General features: G+C 43.1%; 15 protein-coding genes. 10 read left to right on the plus strand and 5 right to left on the minus strand.

Annotated elements, in window-relative coordinates; genetic code table 11:
- Positions 1 to 133: 133 nt before the first annotated feature.
- The 3 genes from IEX80_RS13940 to IEX80_RS13950 all read right to left on the minus strand — a co-directional run bounded on the left by IEX80_RS13940 (position 134) and on the right by IEX80_RS13950 (position 3,650).
- Complete coding sequence (locus IEX80_RS13940; RefSeq protein WP_090528267.1) at positions 134 to 652, minus strand: DUF2911 domain-containing protein; 519 nt, start codon at positions 650 to 652, stop codon at positions 134 to 136.
- 272 nt (positions 653 to 924) lie between these two features.
- Positions 925 to 3,330 (minus strand): TonB-dependent receptor, encoded by a 2,406-nt coding sequence (locus IEX80_RS13945; protein ID WP_188833263.1) that lies wholly within the window; start codon positions 3,328 to 3,330, stop codon positions 925 to 927.
- A 113-nt stretch (positions 3,331 to 3,443) separates the two neighbouring features.
- A complete protein-coding gene (locus tag IEX80_RS13950; protein WP_090528273.1) occupies positions 3,444 to 3,650 on the minus strand; it encodes a hypothetical protein in 207 nt (68 codons plus the stop codon).
- Between the two features lie 292 nt (positions 3,651 to 3,942).
- Here IEX80_RS13950 and IEX80_RS13955 point away from each other — a divergent pair, with 292 nt between their 5' ends.
- Positions 3,943 to 4,590 carry a DUF47 domain-containing protein gene (locus IEX80_RS13955; RefSeq protein ID WP_090528277.1) on the plus strand — a complete coding sequence of 216 codons (648 nt, stop codon included), beginning with the start codon at positions 3,943 to 3,945 and terminating at the stop codon, positions 4,588 to 4,590.
- A 120-nt stretch (positions 4,591 to 4,710) separates the two neighbouring features.
- On the opposite strand, the gene IEX80_RS13960 is transcribed toward IEX80_RS13955, so the two are convergent.
- Both IEX80_RS13960 and IEX80_RS13965 read right to left on the minus strand, forming a co-directional pair.
- A complete protein-coding gene (locus IEX80_RS13960) occupies positions 4,711 to 7,197 on the minus strand; it encodes a TonB-dependent receptor (RefSeq protein ID WP_188833264.1) in 2,487 nt (828 codons plus the stop codon).
- Between the two features lie 147 nt (positions 7,198 to 7,344).
- Positions 7,345 to 7,758: an EamA family transporter gene (locus tag IEX80_RS13965; protein WP_188833265.1), complete on the minus strand. Its 414-nt coding sequence runs from the start codon at positions 7,756 to 7,758 to the stop codon at positions 7,345 to 7,347.
- A gap of 147 nt (positions 7,759 to 7,905) precedes the next feature.
- On the opposite strand from IEX80_RS13965, the gene IEX80_RS13970 reads away from it, so the two are divergent.
- From IEX80_RS13970 to IEX80_RS14010, 9 genes are all read left to right on the plus strand, one after another.
- Positions 7,906 to 8,583: a response regulator transcription factor gene (locus IEX80_RS13970; RefSeq protein WP_188833266.1), complete on the plus strand. Its 678-nt coding sequence runs from the start codon at positions 7,906 to 7,908 to the stop codon at positions 8,581 to 8,583.
- Positions 8,583 to 9,830 carry a sensor histidine kinase gene (locus IEX80_RS13975; protein WP_188833267.1) on the plus strand — a complete coding sequence of 416 codons (1,248 nt, stop codon included), beginning with the start codon at positions 8,583 to 8,585 and terminating at the stop codon, positions 9,828 to 9,830. Before IEX80_RS13970 ends, IEX80_RS13975 begins: the two co-directional genes overlap by 1 nt.
- Positions 9,831 to 9,907: 77 nt before the next feature.
- Entirely contained in the window at positions 9,908 to 11,155 is a 1,248-nt protein-coding gene (locus tag IEX80_RS13980; RefSeq protein WP_188833268.1) for a TolC family protein, read from the plus strand.
- Between the two features lies 1 nt (position 11,156).
- Complete coding sequence (locus IEX80_RS13985; protein ID WP_090528294.1) at positions 11,157 to 12,086, plus strand: efflux RND transporter periplasmic adaptor subunit; 930 nt, start codon at positions 11,157 to 11,159, stop codon at positions 12,084 to 12,086.
- Complete coding sequence (locus tag IEX80_RS13990; RefSeq protein WP_188833269.1) at positions 12,086 to 15,181, plus strand: efflux RND transporter permease subunit; 3,096 nt, start codon at positions 12,086 to 12,088, stop codon at positions 15,179 to 15,181. The genes IEX80_RS13985 and IEX80_RS13990 overlap by 1 nt, the downstream gene beginning before the upstream one ends.
- Before the next feature lie 56 nt (positions 15,182 to 15,237).
- Positions 15,238 to 16,239, plus strand: coding sequence for a YncE family protein (locus IEX80_RS13995; RefSeq protein WP_188833270.1), 1,002 nt, complete (start codon positions 15,238 to 15,240; stop codon positions 16,237 to 16,239).
- Positions 16,240 to 16,369: 130 nt separating this feature from the next.
- Positions 16,370 to 17,407, plus strand: a complete 1,038-nt coding sequence (locus IEX80_RS14000; protein WP_176628907.1) for a fatty acid desaturase — start codon at positions 16,370 to 16,372, stop codon at positions 17,405 to 17,407.
- Positions 17,408 to 17,738: 331 nt separating this feature from the next.
- Positions 17,739 to 17,960 (plus strand): hypothetical protein, encoded by a 222-nt coding sequence (locus IEX80_RS14005; protein ID WP_188833271.1) that lies wholly within the window; start codon positions 17,739 to 17,741, stop codon positions 17,958 to 17,960.
- Positions 17,930 to 18,181: a hypothetical protein gene (locus tag IEX80_RS14010; RefSeq protein WP_188833272.1), complete on the plus strand. Its 252-nt coding sequence runs from the start codon at positions 17,930 to 17,932 to the stop codon at positions 18,179 to 18,181. The genes IEX80_RS14005 and IEX80_RS14010 overlap by 31 nt, the downstream gene beginning before the upstream one ends.
- Positions 18,182 to 18,291 lie beyond the last annotated feature (110 nt).

Here is an 18,291-nt window from a genome sequence, read left to right on the forward strand (position 1 = left end):
TATCTAAGGTAAATATAGGGCTTTAGGGTTCAGGTTTAAAAAAGAATGCTTTTGCGCGCTAAAAACCCGGGTAATAGAAAAAGCCCCCTTGGCAGGAGGCTTTCAAAATTGTGAAAAATAAGGTTACTGAATATCATTTACTTACAGACACCGGCACTACAATCTTATCCCAGAACATGCAAAAGCTTTTTGCATCAACTGTATAAACTAATCTTTCGTGCATCGGCGCGGCTTTGGTTTTTACGTTTACACGCAGGGCGTCTTTTGACTCATCGTATTTAAACGCGCCCCATTGTTTGGCCACTTTGTTAAAGATAGCTGTCCAGGTACCGTTTTCGGCAGGGACCAGGAAGAAGCTATAAGTACCCGCTGCCAGTGGTTTACCCTCAACTTTGATATCTTTTGTTGTTGTAAAAGTTGTGGCCTCGTTAGCACCTGCACGCCATACTTTACCGTAAGCTTCAAGACCTCCCCAAATTTTACGGCCTTTAACCGATGGGCTGCCATAGTTAATAGTAATAGTTGAACCAGCCGCTGTACCGCTAACGCTATCGCGCGGGCTTGCTGGTTTGTCCTGGGCAAAGGTTACCGCTGATACTAATAAGGCGAAAGCAAACAGGAATGCTGCTTTAAGCTGAAATGATTTTTTCATAAGATTTCTCATAAATTGTTTAATATAAAGATAGATTGAAATTTGGTTTAAAAACAACTATTCGTTTAAATACCTTCGAGAGGTGATTTTAACACATAAAACACTGAAAATAAACACCTGATGGTTAAACTATTTTGATTTTATATTGTTTAATAATTGAAAGATCATATTGCAATTAGGAATCGACCGGAGGGATTCATAGCCCAAAGGTTAAACAATTGTTGTGGTTTTTTTACCCTGCCTACCATGGCAGGGTTTTTTATGCGCCGGCATCATTGTACCTTATAAGTTAATATGCTCCGTCCTATATTGCCTGCTTCATCAATACCCTCCATCACCAAACGGTAATTACCTTTGCTATCTGCATTAAAAAAATCAAACGAGGCATTGCCATCTTTGTCGGTTACAATATCGGGGTTCCAGTATATAGCGGTTCTTGCGTCAGGTTTCTTATCAGCACCTGTTGATGCTTCATAAACCGGTGAATAAAAGGTACGGGCTTTGTAAAAACCCCTTGCTGTAAAATACAGTAAGCCTGGCGACATCACATTATTTGAAACAACCGGAGCTTGAGTTTTCCGCAATTTGAGCACCAATACCCCATTTGCCCCTCTTACACCATATATGGTAGCATCGTTATTTTTTAACACATTTACACTTTCAACATCAGCAGCATTGTAATTATCGATACTTGTTCCGGCCGGTATTACGGTATCATCAACTACGATCAACATTGGCCCTCCCTGCATGGCCGGGTTCACCTTATCGGCCAGGTAGGGTACGCCTTGCCTCAAAACAACACCATTTAAACGGCCCTGCAACCCGTTTGACAGGGTGCTTTGGTCTCGCAGGTTATTTTTCCCCAAAACCTCTGTAGTAAGTTTACCGGCATTAATACCTCTTTCATTAATAGTAACCGCATTAAGTGCCCTGCTATTCGCATCAGCTATGTAAACCGGCTGTTGCGTTGTTTTATCAAAGCCCGCACCGTTTACCCCCTGTGCCGGGCCCATCAAATCTCCGGTTTTAATATTTGTTAATGCCTTTGCCAGAGAAATGGATATTTTGGTATTACTTTTCCCTTCGGCTGTTTTAGCCTGGATCATGAACGGGGTTTTATCATCATAAACCAGGTTTTTGAAAGTAAAATTACCATCCAGATCGGTGGTTTGTGTTAATAAAGCCCCGCCTGCCTGCGGCATCAGGGTTACCATACCGCCATCAACCGGCTTCCCCGAAATTGTTTTCACCTGGCCCGATACATCGAAACCGTTTTCGGCAGTATACGCTACGGCGGTATTGTTATCATTGAGCACTTGCTTCCACTCAAAGTGGCGGTACCCCTGGGTTAACATCAATACATCCAGGTTAGACCGGGTATCATTGTTAACATCAGCAAAATAATAATCGGGCTGCTCAATTGTCCCTTTCAGATCAGAAGTTAGCAGCAGACTTGATAATATGCTATTTTCATCGTCCCCGGTTACAGATACTTTACCGGCATCAATAACTGATGCTGATAAATAGCTTTTTACCGCCTCTCCATTTTTGTTTTTAGTATTGATAGCAATATGCACCTTTCCTCTTACCGGGTATAAAGGGTTATCGCTAACAGATGTAATCGTTAACAGGTCGGGATTTTGGATAAATACCAGGCGCTCATTCAATGGTTCGCCCTGCTCCGAAAAAAGCGTTATCCGGGTTATACCTGTTTTAAAATCTTTTTTATTAAGATTTAGGTCGAGCACCTGGTTATCAAGCACGGTTTTTACCGAGCGGATACTACCGGCCGAATAAATAATTATACCTATTTCTTTGTTCTTATTTTTAAGGTAATAAGCTTTATTGGCATTTATTTCAATGCCAAGTTTATCCGGATTATCATTGTTAACCATCAATGTGATCCCCTCGTTATCGGCTTTCGGTAAATCCACTATCGCTTTGGTACCATCGGCATAGGTTAAATTAGCTTTATAAGTTTTACCTGCTTCGGCAGTAATAAATATAAGTCCCATGCCCAGGTGTTTCGATTCAAACCTGGTTACTTCGGCATTGGAGTTATCAACCACAACACCTTTAACATCAAGCCCCGGCCCGTTTGCACTTACCGCTTTAAAGGCCAGCTTGGTTGGTATACCGTTTACAAAACTTCCCCCTTCCGGAAAAAAAGCGATGTTAGGTTTACCTGCTCTAACCACTAACGCTTTATTGCCCGCAAATGCCTTCCCATTGACGTTTACCTGCCGGTCAAATAAATTCTGCCCGTTATTGATCATCCACTTAGTATACGCCCTGATACGATAGGCCCCTCCGGGCAAGATACCGGGAAGACTAAAATCACCTGCGGCCAAGCCATTAACCACTTGCAGCGGGATTGTTTGCAGCAGAGAATCGGAGGGGTTAACCAGGTCGACATGCAACATGCCGCTTAACTTTGAAGGCTCATGCTGTTCGCCCAGGGTTACATATGCTTTAAAGTATATGGTATCGCCTGCATTGTAATTAGGTTTATTTAAATGCAGGTACACTTTTTCAACCGCTTTACTGGCCGATAAAGTTTGCAGGCGCGATACCACAGCATCTAAAGGAACGGAAGGTGAAACCGGCTTATTATTTTGTGAAAAAACAGGCACAGAGCAACACCATGCCGCTAACAGCGATAAAACTATCTTTTTCATAAGCGGGAATAATAGCAGGTTAGACTGGTTATATAATGGCAATTAAATATAAGTATTTATTTGCAAAAACACTCATTTTAAATTAGTTATACCCCCTTGCAAAACCGCGCCTGCTATTGCGTCAGTTCAGCATCCTGCTTCATTTCTTCCCAGTAAAGTGTTTCAAGGTAAATACCGTTTTGAATAGCTACACGCGCACGTATTTTTTCTAATTCGGCTTTCACTTCTTCATTGCTGAGCTCCCTACCCAGCGAATGGTAATAAATGGCGTAACCTGTTTTGCTGTTTACGCATTTATAATGCTTTTCCCCGGCTTTCATAATTGGATTGACTAATACAAATACAATACTGCAGATGGCAGGATTGTTTTAATTAAACTTAAATGTTACACAATTTTCTTCATTCAATATACGGGTTTCTTTTTACTTTAAATCAACAAGTTATAATCTCATTAATTTTGTTTTATTACATTGGCCTAACCATTCTTAACATTAACTTAACATTTGGCATTGTATTAATGGTTACTTTTATCCGCTGAATAATTTATAGTAACATATTTTAAAATCCACTGAATATAACTACTGTAAATTCACGGACTGATAAGACAGATCAATGAAGAGCACTAACTCAAAATCGATATTTCCAAACTCAAACCAGGTTTTTTACGATTTGTTCAACACTGCTGTAGCCAATGTTACCGAAATGGCCAGGCTACTGAATGAAGCCGTTAACGCCCCAACATCATATGAGCAAAAGTTTAATTTTGCGCATATTGATAAGCTGAAATTTAAAAGTTACGAAGTTACCCACAGGGTATTTTCAGAATCGGGCCGGATGCTGATCTCTCCATTTAACCGTAAGGATATGTGCGATCTGGCATCGGCTATTGATGACGTAGCCGATAGCATTACCATGGCGGCCCGCAGGATCAACCTTTACAACGTGCCTGTTATTACCCAGCCAATGATAGATTTGGCCGCGCTGATCCTTAAGACCAGTACAGAGCTTGAAAAAGCGGTAAACGCGATGAATAACCTGAACAAATCGGCTGAGATCTTTGAGCTTTGCAGCAATATCAAAAAACTGGAAGCCCAGGCCGATTCAGTTCACAATAAAGCCTTTGCCGATCTGCTTAATAATGAAAAAGATCCGATTGAATTAATTAAATATACCGATGTTTTTGCAGCCATGGAAACTGCTACCGACAGCTGTGAAGATACAACGCTGATCATTGAAAGTATTTTGATCAAGAACGGGTAACCTCACCCAACCCTCTCCAAAGGAGAAGCCTTTAAATAGATATTTTAAACAAAAAAGCGATGATAACTCATCGCTTTTTTGTTTTTAAAGCCCTCTCCTTTGGAGAGGATTTAGGTGAGGTTATTTCCCCTTATCAGTTTGAGGGCCATTGTCACCTCCATTATTATCCTGATCATTGTTTCTATCTTTTTCCCGATCCTTCTTAAATTCAAGCTTGCCAAACTTATAGCTCAGGCTTATGCCGAACGACTGTACCGGCACCAGCCTCAGGTTGGTTGAATAAAAGTTGCTGCCAAAGGTTGATGAGCTTTGACTCACATATTTGGCAAACGGATTGGTAGCTGTAAGCCCAATACTGGCTTTTTTGTTCATGAACATTTTGCGCATGGCGAAATTGTAAAACACAAATTTGGGATTGGTACCCTGGATGCCCTTTTGCGATGAATTGTAGTTACCAAAAAACTCGGCGCTCAAATCATGACCAAAGCTATATTGCGCGTTGAGGTTAAGGCGGTACGCGAAGGCACTTACATTGGCGAAACCAGGGTTGGTGCTGCGCCTGTCGCTGAAAATCATATTGGTACGCAGGCTTAGCTTACTGGTTACCGGCACCGAAGCATAAATATTGATACCGATGCGCTCTTCCGAACCTATATTATAACGCTGGTTCAATGACACATCGGTATACATTGTACCATTCACGTCAAACGTGGAATAAAAGGTAGTGAACTGTTGAATATCATCAGTATTACGGCGATAGAAGGCCGCTATGTTGATATTGGCTCCCTTATCATATGATTTGTTATAACCCAACTCAAAGTTGTCGCCCTTTTCGGGTTTAAGATTTGGGTTACCGGTACTGATATTATGCGGGTCGCTGATATTCAGGAAAGGGTTCAGGTCGCCGTAATCAGGGCGTTGAATGCGGCGGGTGTAGCTTAATTTAAGTGATTCGCCGCCGTTTCCAAACTTATGAGAGAAAACCAATGATGGCGCAAGGATATTATAAGAAGGGATATTTACACCCTGAAAATCGGCTGTAGTAGTGGTATACTCATCCCTTAAACCAGCTTTCACATCCAAAAACTTATCAAATACCGATGTTGAGGCCGACAGGTAATAGGCATACACTTTACGGTCGTAAGTAAAACCATAGGTTTGGCTTGGGTTGGGCACAAAGGTATTACCGCCAAAAAGCGTATCCGTTATAACGTTATTGTTGATATGGTTAAATACAAGCTTGCCGCCTGTTTCAAGTGTAAAGTTTTTGCTTACCGGCTGCGTATAGTCAACAGAGATATCGGTTTCCCTGTCCTTACCCGGATTGTTGTTGGAGATACCGGATGAGGTTATGCCCGAATCATAATCCTGCCGCTGAAATGAACTGAACGAATTACGGCCAAAACTTGATGAATATAATACATCAAGCTCCTGTCCTTCTTTGGCGAAAGTTTTTTTGTAATTCAAACTTACATCGGTTGAGTAGCCACTGAATTTACTGCTTGAGTTACGGATACTCCTGATATCAGATATTGGGTTACCTGCTGCGTCAACCTCGCTTTGATCCTGGTTGGTAATTCCGTTGCCATGGTTACCAAAATGATTAAAGCCCACACCTGCGGTCAGCTGATCTTTAGGGGTAATATCCCACGAAAAATTGATCCCTGATTCGTAACCATTACGTTTAAAGTTATTACTTCCCTGCTGGAACAAGGTAGTTTTATTATTGGCCGAATCAGTTGATACGCGGTTACGGGTATTAGGTGCATTAGTATTAATTTGGGCATTACCGCTAAAAAAAGCATTCACGCCAAAATTGCCTTTGCGGGCATTCAGGTTAAATGAGCCGTTTTCGCGGCGGGTACCTGCCGATAGGTTAACGCTGCCGTTAATGCCCTGCACTTTGCTGTCTTTCAGGATAATGTTTACGATACCTCCCGTACCGGCCGCGTCATACTTAGCGCCCGGGCTGGTAATCACCTCAATACTTTTGATCTGGCTGGCCGGGATGCTGGCCAAAGCATCGGCAAGGCTGGCCCCAAAAATGCTTGATGGTTTACCATTGATCAAAAAACGGATATTGGCATTGCCCTGAAGCTCCACATTACCATCAATATCAACCGTGATCTGCGGTACTTTTTTTAATACGTCAATAGCTACGCCGCCCTGTGCACTTAAATCGTTTTGAGGGTTGTAAACCATTTTGTCAATCCTGTTTTCTACGGTAGGTACTTTGGCAGTTATGGTTACGCCTTTTAGTTCATTAGCAACCGGCGCCAGTTTGATTTCGCCCAATGATACGGCTCCATCTTTAACCATTACATGTTCGATAGTTGCTTTCTGGTAACCTAAAAATTCGGCTGTTATTTTATACTCCCCGGCGGGGATGTTATTTATGCTAAAATTTCCTTTGGGATCGGTACTGATGCCATTGAAGGGTGAAGCAGCGCCTTGTTTAAATACAGATACGGTTGCATAGTCAACCGGTAGCTTTGTAGTGGCATCGGTAACTTTACCGGTGATTTTCCCCCTGGCTCCTGGGGCAGTTTGGGCGTGTAAGGTGGTTATAAAAATAAAAGAAAATAATATCAAAAAAACAGACTTCATTATAAAATACGGGTGTTTGGAACCACAAATTTTATAAGAAAGATTGGATTAAATCTGAATTAAATGGTATTGAAGTGTATTTGTTACAATATGTTTTTGTTATGTATATATGCTTGTTACATTGTATATGAGCATGTTACAAAAAGATTAGAAAATCAATACAATTGTGCCGCCGATGATAAGCAGCGCGCCTATAGCGTTTTTTAAAGTTAACGGTTCGCCCAGAAAAATAACAGAAAGCGCGATGGCCAAAGCAACGCTTAGTTTATCAACCGGGGCAACCTGGCTTACCTTGCCCAACTGCAGGGCGCGGAAATAACAGATCCACGAAAGGCCGGTTGCACAGCCAGACAAGATGAGGAAGGTCCAGTTGGTTTTAGTAAGACTGCCCATACCGCCATGGCTCCCTTTAAAAAGCGCTATGGCCCAGGCCAGGATCAGGATTATGACGGTACGGATGGCCGTAGCAAGATCTGTATCAACTCCTTTAATCCCTATTTTGGCAAAAATGGCTGTAAGCGCCGCAAACAGTGCCGAAAGTAATGCGTAGATCCACCACATAATGATCAGATTTTGTATTTAACTTGCAACAAGCTAAGTGCAAATTTGCTTAGGCATTCTGTACAAAATCTGTGAGATAGCTGTTAGCTCTACTCAAAATCCAGAATCTGTACAAATTGGCATTTTAACTTTATCAAAAAAAACGTTTTGAAAATACTCATCATCGAAGACGAAGAAGGCCTGCGCGAAAGTATTGAAGAATATTTTGCCGAAGCCGGCAACATTTGCGAAACCGCGGCCAGCTATGCAGCAGCCCTGGCCAAGGTTGAACTGTACCGTTACGATTGTATCCTGCTGGATATCACCTTGCCCGGCGGTAATGGTATTGATATATTAAAAAAGCTTAAAGCCAATAATTACACCGATGGGGTGCTCATCATATCGGCCAAAAACTCGCTCGATGACCGCCTCCAGGGCCTTGACCTGGGTGCCGATGATTATCTGGTAAAACCCTTTCACCTGTCGGAATTGAAGGCAAGGGTATCTGCCATCATCAGGCGTAAAATGTTCAATGGCAGCAACGTGCTTAACTTTAACGAGCTCAGTATCGACCTGATGGCTAAAACCGTAGCTGTAAACGGAACCCCTGTAAAGTTTACCCGTAAAGAGTTTGCTTTGCTTATCTATTTCATATCCAACAAAGGCAAAGTAATTTCAAAAAACGCCATTGCCGAACATTTATGGGGCGATGGCATCGACCTGGCCAATAATTTCGACTTTATTTATTCGCACATCAAAAACATCCGCAAAAAAATAATGGAAGCCGGCGGTAAGGATTATATTTATGCAGCCTATGGTATGGGTTACAAATTTGCCGATCAATAATGAAGCTTTCGGAAAGGTATAACCGGGTAAATTTAATTGCTACTATCGTTATCATGCTGATAACGGGCGTTATTTATTACCAGGCTATCAGCCTCATCCTTACTAATCAAAAAGACAATTCACTTAAGGTTGAAGAGCAGGAAGTTTTTGATTATGTAAAGCTCAATCACCACCTGCCCCAGGTTTTTGCCTCGAAAGACCAGCAGATCACCTTTATTTCGGCCGAACCCAATTCTGTTAAACGCGAATTTTTTAACACTACTTATTACCGCGAAAAAGACGAGCCGGAATCTGGTCGCGGCCTGGTCAGTTCGGTAAAAGTTGGCGACAGGTATTATAAAATTCTGATAGTTGAATCGAAAGTAGAAACTGAAGACCTGATCCAGATCATCTTCGGCATTACCATTGGCGTTATCTTATTACTGCTGCTGGTGCTGGTAATTACCAACCGCCTCATATTGAGCCGGCTTTGGCAGCCATTTTACAGTATCCTGAGCGAGTTGAAACTATTCAACGTTACCGATAGCCGCGAAATGCCATCTCCCAATACTACTATCGACGAGTTTAACGAACTCCAGGCCGAAGTTACCGCCATGGCCGAAAGGGTAAAAAAAGACTATAAAGACCTTAAAACCTTTACCGAAAACGCCTCGCACGAATTGCTTACCCCTATCGCTGTGATCAATTCAAAACTGGATACCCTGATCCAGACAGAAAACTTTAGCGAGCATCAAAGCAAGTTACTCAATGACCTTTACAGCGCGGTATCGCGCCTGAGCAGGCTTAATCAATCGTTGTTATTACTGGTCAAGATTGAGAACAAACTACTGAACGATCGACAGCACCTGGATTTACAGGAACTTATAGATGATTTGCTGTATCAATTGGAAGATATTTTCAACGACAAAGAAATAACGGTTATTTCAACAATTGCCAAAAAGGAAATTGAAGCCAGCAATTACCTTATTGAGATCCTGTTGAATAACCTCATCATCAACGCGGTTCGGCATAACAGAAGCGGCGGCGAAATCACCATCAGCCTCACAGCCGAAAATTTAACAATCAAAAACACCGGCGAGCAAATAGCCTTGAATCCTGAAAATATCTTTACCCGCTTTCATAAAGCATCCACATCTGAAGGCAGCGGGCTGGGGCTCACTATCTCCAAACAGATCTGCGAAAGTTTGGGTTATCAACTGGTTTACAGTTATGAAGAGCCTTACCATATCTTCAAGGTTAACTTTTAAATTTGTTACACTGTCCCTACCAATTTTTTCCAGAATTATCGTGTAGCTTAGCTATTATTTAAACAATACGCATTATTTTGACCATCCGGATAAAATGGGTTTTCGGCTTTTTATTTTGCCTGCTTAGTGCTGCTACACAGGCACAAACCTACAATCTTGAACATTATTTGGAGCTTGCCAAAAGCAACAGTCCGCTGTTAAAGGACCTGCAAAACCAGGTTGCTTCAGGTCAATTGGACAGCCTCCGGATCAGGGCAGGTTACAGGCCACAGGTTAGCGCTAACAGTGCAGGACTTTATGCCCCGGTGTCCGGCGGTTATGGTTATGCGCCTGCTATAACCAACGAACATACGCTCAACGCACTATTGGGTATTAATCAATCGCTGGATAGCAAAAAAAATATTGCCGCCCAGATCGACGCAGTTAAGCTGCAATCGCAATCGGTGCTCAATACCGCTAAAATATCCGAGCAGGATCTGAAAAAAGCAGTCACCGCGCAATACATCGCCGCATTTGGCAGCCTGCAACAGGTAAAATTTAACCAGGAAGTGGTCACCCTGCTTAACCGGGAGGAAGCGCTGCTTAAAAAGTTAACGCGCACCAATGTTTATCGCCAAAGCGATTACCTTACCTTTCTGGTTACCCTTAAGCAGCAGGAACTAACGCTGTCGCAGGCAAGGCTGCAATATAAAAATGACTATACTACACTTAACTATTTAACCGGCATTGCCGATACCAGCTATATTGAATTACAGGATCCCGGCATTCAGAAAACTATTCGGGCCGATATCAGCAACAGCATCTTTTTCAGCCAGTATAAAACGGACAGCCTTAAGCTGGTGAATAGCCGTGCATTGGTGGATTTCAGCTACAAACCTAAGATCAATCTGCTGGCCGATGGCGGCTATAACTCCGATTTTTTAAGCGGACCGGCATATAAAAATTTCGGCGCCAGTATTGGTTTTAGCTTTACGCTGCCATTGTATGACGGTGGTCAGCGCAAAATCCAGTACCGTAAGCTGTCGTTAGAAGAGGATACCCGGCGCAGCTACAAAGCATTTTTTGATACCCAATACCGCCAGCAGATTGCCCAGTTAAACCAGCAGATTGATGGTTCTGAAAAGCTGTTAGCCCAGATAGATGAACAGATGAAATATACCGAAAGCCTGGTAAAAGTTGACACCCAACTGCTGCAAACAGGTGACGTACGTGTGGCCGATTTGGTATTGGCCATTAATAATTATCTTGCTATAAAAAACCTTAAAACGCAAACCAATATTAATAAGCTGCAGCTCATTAATCAGCTCAATTACTGGAATAAATAATATGAAATTTAAACATATATACCTATTTGCAGGCCTTTTAATCTTGCTGTATAGCTGCAAAGGCAATACCCAACCTGCGGATGATGCCGGCGACGGAGGTTCGGCCGCTCAAACACCTGTAACCGTAACTACAGTTGCCGATAGCGCCATGATGGACTATATTGACCTCAGCGCTACCTCCGTTTTTCAGCAAAAAAACATTGTGAAAGCCAATGCTAACGGTTACATCCAAAAGGTGAACATCCTGCCGGGGCATTATGTAAATAAAGGCGAGTTTTTATTCAGCATAAAAACTAAAGAAGCACAGAGTATTGGTAACAGCATCAATGTGCTGGATACTACGTTTAAGTTTTCGGGCGTAAATAAAATAAAAGCTGCCGGTAATGGCTACGTTACCCAACTCAATCACCAGCAGGGCGATTATGTGCAGGATGGTGAGCAGCTTGCCGTGATCAGCGACCGCTCAAGCTTTGTATTTGTGATGCAATTGCCTTATGAACTGCGTAGCTATGTAAAAAACAATCAGGACGTACAACTTGTACTGCCCGGCGGCGAAAAATTGACGGCACAAGTAAGCTCATCAATGCCTGCTGTTGATTCACTATCGCAAACCCAGGGCATTGTGCTTAAGGTAAACAGCGCCAATCCCATCCCTGAAAATTTGGTAGCTAAAGCGCGGATCATTAAGTCGATACGCCCGCATACGCTATCACTTCCAAAATCGGCCATACTAAGCAATGAAACACAAACGGAGTTTTGGGTAATGAAGCTGATCAATCCTACTACCGCGGTAAAAACCGCCATAACCAAAGGCATTGAAGCCGGCGGCAGGGTGGAAATTTTAACCCCCAAATTTTCGGCGAATGATAAAATAGTGGTTACAGGTAATTACGGACTGGCAGATACGGCTAAAGTGAAAATTGTAGAGTGATGAAGGAAAACCAGCGCAAAAATTACTTCATAACCCATCGCAAGCCTTTAGGCCTGGTGCTGGCCCTGATTATTATGGGCGGTTTGTTTGCTTATTCAAAACTGCAAACTTCGCTTTTTCCTGAAATCACTTTCCCCAAGATCAAGATCATTGCCGACGAGGGCCTGCAGCCGGTAAATAAAATGATGGTTACGGTTACCAAACCGCTGGAAAATGCCATTAAGCAGGTGCCCGACCTGCAACTGGTACGCAGTACTACGAGCAGGGGAAGCTGCGAAATTTCGGCCCTGCTCAACTGGAATGCCGATATCGACCTGAGCCAGCAGCGTATCCAGTCGAGCATCGACCAGATCAAGAACGACCTTCCTGCCGATGTAAATATCAGCGTAGCCAAAATGAACCCTTCCATTTTACCGGTAAGCGGTTACACTTTGGAGAGCCATAACCTGTCCCCTATTGAATTAAGGCAGTTAGCTACATACACAGTAAAACCATTCCTTTCGCAGGTCGACGGGGTATCGGAGATCAGGGTGATCGGCGGTAAACTCAAGGAATACTGGCTCACACTCGATCAGCAAAAAATGACCTCATTAGGCCTTACGCCTGATATTATCAGCAATACGCTTGCTACTACTAATTTCGTAAAATCAGAGGGTTACCTGTCTGATTATAAGCGCATGTACCTCACTGTTACTGATGCTACCATCAATGCCAAAGATCAACTGGAAGACCTGGTGATCAGCAACAACCGTAAAAGGATAGTACGGCTCAAGGATTTTGCAAGCATCCAGGTTAACGAAGGGATTGAGTATACCCGCATCAACGCCAACGGGCATGATGGGGTACTGATAGCCGTAGTGAAGCAACCCAATGCCAACCTCATTTCGGTTAGTAACGATATGGCCGATAAGATTGACGCGCTGAAAAAACTACTCCCGCGGGGTGTAAGTATACGGCCATATTATGTTCAGGCCGATTTTGTGAACGACTCGGTTAGGAGCGTGAGTGACAGCCTTTGGGTAGGTTTACTCCTGGCTATTATTGTGGCCGTGATCTTTTTACGATCATTCAAGGCAAGCATCACCATATTGATTACCATCCCGGTTACACTCGGGCTTACCCTGCTTATACTATACTGGCTTGGCTATACTTTTAATATCATGACGCTGGGTGCTATCGCAGCATCCATAGGATTAATTATTGACGATGCAATTGTAGTGGTTGAACAGATCCACAGGGTACACGAAGAACACCCGGACGAGTTGAGCAGCCATTTGGTACGCAAGGCTATTGATTACCTTTTCCCGGCCATGGTGGGCTCATCTATCAGTACTATCGTAATTTTTATTCCTTTTGTTTTGATGACGGGTGTGGCCGGGGCCTACTTCAAGGTGCTTACCGAAACCATGATCATAACCTTGCTGAGCTCATTCTTTGTAACCTGGATCGGTTTGCCTGTAATTTACCTGCTCGTAACGCGTAAGCCTAAATTAAATACAGCAAAAGCCAAGACAGAAGAAATACATACAGTTAAACAACAAAAGTGGGTTAGTTTCTGTATCCTGCGCCCCTATGTAAGCCTTATTATTGTTGCCGCGTTGGCAGCAGTGATAGTGATAGTACCGCCTTTGCTGGAAACAGGATTTCTGCCTGATATGGACGAAGGCGCCATCGTGCTCGACTATAAATCGCCTCCGGGAACATCACTGGAAGAAACCGACCGGATGTTGCGCCAGATAGAAAAACAGATCATAAAACATCCGGATGTAACTGCCTATTCGCGCCGCACAGGTACACAAATGGGCTTTTTTATTACAGAGCCTAATAGCGGTGATTACCTCATCCAACTAAAAAAAGATCGCACCAAAGGCACCGAAGAGGTGATCAGCGATTTGCGCAAAATGGTTGAAGAAACCCAACCCGCGCTGCAGGTTGAGTTTGGCCAGGTAATATCCGACATGCTTGGCGACCTCACCACATCAGCCGAGCCTATCGAGATCAAAGTATTTGGTGATAATCAACAAACATTGCAAAACCTGTCAAGGCAGATAGCCGGGCTGGTTGAAAAAGTAAAAGGCACTGCCGATGTGCTGCCGGGTATTGTTATCGCCGGTCCTTCGGTAAGCATTCAACCCCATTACAGCAAAATCGCACAGTATGGAATTACCGCAGCCGATCTGCAAATGCAGGTCCAAACCGCGCTTGAAGGTAATGTGATAGGCAGTTTGCTGGAAAAAGAACAACTTTCACCCATCCGCATGGTTTACCCGGGTAACCGCTCGCTTAACGTGAATGACATCCATAACCTGCATATATTTTTACCCAACGGCAAACTCATCCCTATAACTGAACTCGCCTCGGTAGAGTTAAAGCCCGGCGATGCCGAGATCAACCGCGAAAACCTGCAAAGCATGAACGTAGTAAGTGCCCGGCTGGAAGGCAGCGACCTCGGTACCGTAATAACGGCCATTCAAAAAACCATCCACGATAACGTAAACCTGCCAACAGGCTACCATGTGGAGTACGGAGGGGCCTACGCCCAGCAGCAGCAGTCATTTAAAGAATTGCTTATTATCCTGATAACTGCCTGTTTACTGGTTTTTGGTGTGATATTATTCCTGTTCAGGCAGTTCAGGATAGCGCTGCTTATTTTGGTAATTGGCATTTTAGGCATCGCCGGCAGCTTCCTGGCCTTATTTATTACCGGTACGCCGCTCAATGTGGGCAGCTATACAGGGTTGATCATGATTGTGGGCATTATTGGCGAAAATGCCATTTTCACCTTCCTGCAGTTTAAGGAAAGCGCTATCGAAAATGAAAATAAAAACATTGACGCCGCTATAACCTTTGCCATCAGTACCCGTTTAAGACCAAAACTAATGACCGCCTTGGGGGCCATTATAGCCCTGTTGCCGCTTGCTTTAGGCATAGGTGCCGGCGCTCAATTGCATCAGCCATTAGCAATTGCAGTTATCGGCGGTTTTTTAGCAGCATTGCCATTACTGCTTATTGTTTTGCCGGCTATGCTCCGTATATTGTACAGCAAAGGGTTTAGTACCCATTTAAATGAAATTAATGAAAGCCATAACGGTTAACACAGCATTTTTACAGATTCGGGACTTAATTTCATGGCAATAAACACTCCCGAAAAATGAAAAAGCAAATTTTGGCCGTAGCCTTGCTCATAGCAGGTATAGCTCCTTTTAAACTGAACGCGCAAACCTATGTGGCCGATAAAACCATCGCGCTACCGGGTGACGGTGGTTACGATTACCTGGCTATCGACAAGATCAACCGCAACCTGTATGTATCGCATGGTACCGCTGTAAATGTCATCAACCTGGATACCGAAAAGCCGGTTGGCGTTATTGATAACATGAAAGGCGTTCACGGTATAGCCATTGTAAATAAACTTAATCGTGGTTTCATTAGTGATGGCAAGGCAAATGCGGTAGTAGTTTTTGATCTGAAAACTTTTAAAACCATTACTACAATTGCCCTAACAGCTGCCAATGGCCCGGATGCCATTATGTATGACCCTTACTCCGACCGGGTGTTTACCTTCAACGGCGAAAGTGATAATTCATCGGTAATTAACCCGGCAACGCTTAAACAGGTTGGCACGGTTGCACTTGGCGGCGGCCCCGAGTTTGCAGTATCCGACGGTAAAGGTAAAATCTACAATAACCTTGAAGATAAAAGCAGCCTGAATGTTATTGATAGCAAAAGCCTTAAAGTGATTAAAAACTATCCCCTTGCCCCCTGTGGTGGCCCTACCGGTTTAGCGCTTGATGCCGCTAACCAGAAATTGTTTACCGTTTGCCGCGAAAATAAGGGGGTTAGTGTTGTTGATATCAAAACAGGTAAAGTGACTGCTACCCTGCCAATTGGCGCGGGGGTTGATGCTGTAGTTTATGACCCTGAAACCAAACTTATATTTTGCTCATGCGGCGATGGCACCACTACCATCATCAAACAAAAATCGGCTGATGAATATGAGGTGATCCAAACCCTAAAAACTGCCGAAAGGGCCCGCACGATGACAATTGACGCCAAAACCCACAAAATTTATTTAAGCGTTGCACAGTTTGAGCCCGGTACACGTAAAGCCATTCCAAATACTTTTAAGGTGCTTGTTTTTAAGCAAAACTAACGTAAATTGTATATAAAATTTACATGAAATGATCATGAAGATTTTGTTTATTCCTAATATTACTAATTAATTTTTACAAAACAATGAACTTTTGTGTACGTTATCGTTATATTTAACGTTTTAACACTATATGATTAAAAAGACTGATTTTGTTTATTCCCAGGAGTCTGAACCTCATCGTATCCGCACAAAAAAAATCTTGAAGGAGTTTCCGCAACTGCGAAAGCTTATAGGCAAAAACCCAAAAACCATATGGGCCATTATTGGTTTAGTAGCTTTCCAGGTTGTTTTAGCCTGGTTTGTACGTGATCAATCATGGTGGATAGTTTTTGGAGCTGCCTATTTACTTGGCGCTTTTGCCGATCACGCGCTGTTTGTAATGATCCACGAATGTACTCACCAGCTATTGTTTAAAAACCGCAACGCAAACCGTTGGGCATCCATGTTTGCCAATTTACCGCAAATATTGCCAAGCGCTATTTCATTCGAAAAATACCACATCAAACATCACTCCTTTCAAGGTGTACATGAGCTTGATGCCGATTTACCAAACCGCTGGGAAGCCAAACTGATCAGCAATTCATTTTTTGGTAAAGCAATCTGGCTGCTGTTTTTCCCGGTATTTCAATTGTTCCGCCTTTCACGTTTAAGGGAAATCCATCCTTTTGACGGCTGGATCCTGACAAACTGGTTATTACAGGCAGCATTTACAACCGCAATCGCTTACTTTATGGGCTGGCATGCAGTAGCGTTTTTGCTGTTAAGCTTTTCGTTTTCAGTTGGCCTGCACCCGCTGGGCGCCCGCTGGATCCAGGAACATTACCTTACCGTTACCGAAGAACAGGAAACATACAGCTACTACGGCAATTTCAATGCAGTTGCTTTTAACGTAGGCTTCCACAATGAGCACCATGATTTCCCTTCTATCCCATGGAATAAACTTCCGGAGATCAGGAAAACGGCCCCGGAATATTACGATACATTATACTATCATACCTCATGGACCAAACTGTTTTTCCAGTTTTTGTTCGACAGGGAGATCTCGCTGTTTAACCGCATCCTGCGTAAAGACCGCGGCCGCGTAGCGTTAACAGATATTTCAAAACCAGATATCGACCTCACCAAATCTGAAGCCACAAAGCCGGAACTTATAGACGTTGAGAAATAATAAAAACAAAAAAGGGCCTTTTTTCAAGGCCCTTTTTTGTTGGTAGTACATTGCCTCCCCCGCCCAAAACATTTCACATTCGCCCTTGCATCCGCCGCTGCCGCAAGCGTCCACGCTTGTGGCCCGCGTTTAGGTATACAACCTGATTAGCCTCTCGCATAGCTTAGCATGATACCCACAAGCGAGGACGCTTGCGGTAGCGATGAAAAAGGGCCTGAAATAAGGCCCTTTTTTGTTGGTAGTACATTGCTGACCCACGCCTAAAAACATTTCACATTTCCCCTTGCATCTCACTAACTAATCTTCGTATCTTGCTAATAAAATTAGCAAAATGAAACATGTAAGTGTGGCAGCCCAGCTCATTATTTTTAGCCGTTATATCGGTCAGCAGGTTATGATCATTAGTCTTTTAAACAATAGCGAAGTGAATATTGGCGTCCTTACTGGAGTAAAACATAATGCCATAGCAGTTAATATTGACGATCTAATACGCTGGATCCCGCTTTATGACAACTTCAGACTTTGCGAAATCAAACTGCTTTTAAAGCCTTAAAAAAACTTACGCCTGATGTTGTTTCCGCAGCAAACGACCTGCCCGTAAAAGCGTTCATCACTCCATATTACCAGCAACTGGGCTATGATATGCCTGTTTTTATTGAACCCGGGCACCCCTGTAATTGCAAATACGTTCAGGAACTGGAACTGGCCGATTACCGTACCCCTACCGAAATATACAGGCAAAATGCTTTATTACATGCCTTTGAATCGGCATAAATGTTTCATGGTACGAATATTGTGTACCATTTGCCCTGTTTGTTACTTAATTTTCATATAATCGTAACAAAATCAAATAATTAATGTCAACTTCATACTAACGCGCTTTA

Source organism: Mucilaginibacter rubeus (assembly GCF_014643835.1).
In the GTDB taxonomy this organism is placed as follows: Bacteria; Bacteroidota; Bacteroidia; order Sphingobacteriales; family Sphingobacteriaceae; genus Mucilaginibacter; species Mucilaginibacter rubeus.

Coding starts and splice junctions, on each gene's coding strand:
- IEX80_RS13995 (WP_188833270.1), top strand. CDS start 15,238: ATGAAAAAGCAAATTTTGGCCGTAGCCTTGCTCATAGCAGGTATAGCT.
- IEX80_RS13960 (WP_188833264.1), bottom strand. CDS start 7,197: ATGAAGTCTGTTTTTTTGATATTATTTTCTTTTATTTTTATAACCACC.
- IEX80_RS13965 (WP_188833265.1), bottom strand. CDS start 7,758: ATGTGGTGGATCTACGCATTACTTTCGGCACTGTTTGCGGCGCTTACA.
- IEX80_RS14005 (WP_188833271.1), top strand. CDS start 17,739: ATGAAACATGTAAGTGTGGCAGCCCAGCTCATTATTTTTAGCCGTTAT.
- IEX80_RS13940 (WP_090528267.1), bottom strand. CDS start 652: ATGAAAAAATCATTTCAGCTTAAAGCAGCATTCCTGTTTGCTTTCGCC.
- IEX80_RS13990 (WP_188833269.1), top strand. CDS start 12,086: ATGAAGGAAAACCAGCGCAAAAATTACTTCATAACCCATCGCAAGCCT.
- IEX80_RS13985 (WP_090528294.1), top strand. CDS start 11,157: ATGAAATTTAAACATATATACCTATTTGCAGGCCTTTTAATCTTGCTG.
- IEX80_RS13975 (WP_188833267.1), top strand. CDS start 8,583: ATGAAGCTTTCGGAAAGGTATAACCGGGTAAATTTAATTGCTACTATC.
- IEX80_RS13945 (WP_188833263.1), bottom strand. CDS start 3,330: ATGAAAAAGATAGTTTTATCGCTGTTAGCGGCATGGTGTTGCTCTGTG.
- IEX80_RS14000 (WP_176628907.1), top strand. CDS start 16,370: ATGATTAAAAAGACTGATTTTGTTTATTCCCAGGAGTCTGAACCTCAT.
- IEX80_RS13950 (WP_090528273.1), bottom strand. CDS start 3,650: ATGAAAGCCGGGGAAAAGCATTATAAATGCGTAAACAGCAAAACAGGT.
- IEX80_RS13955 (WP_090528277.1), top strand. CDS start 3,943: ATGAAGAGCACTAACTCAAAATCGATATTTCCAAACTCAAACCAGGTT.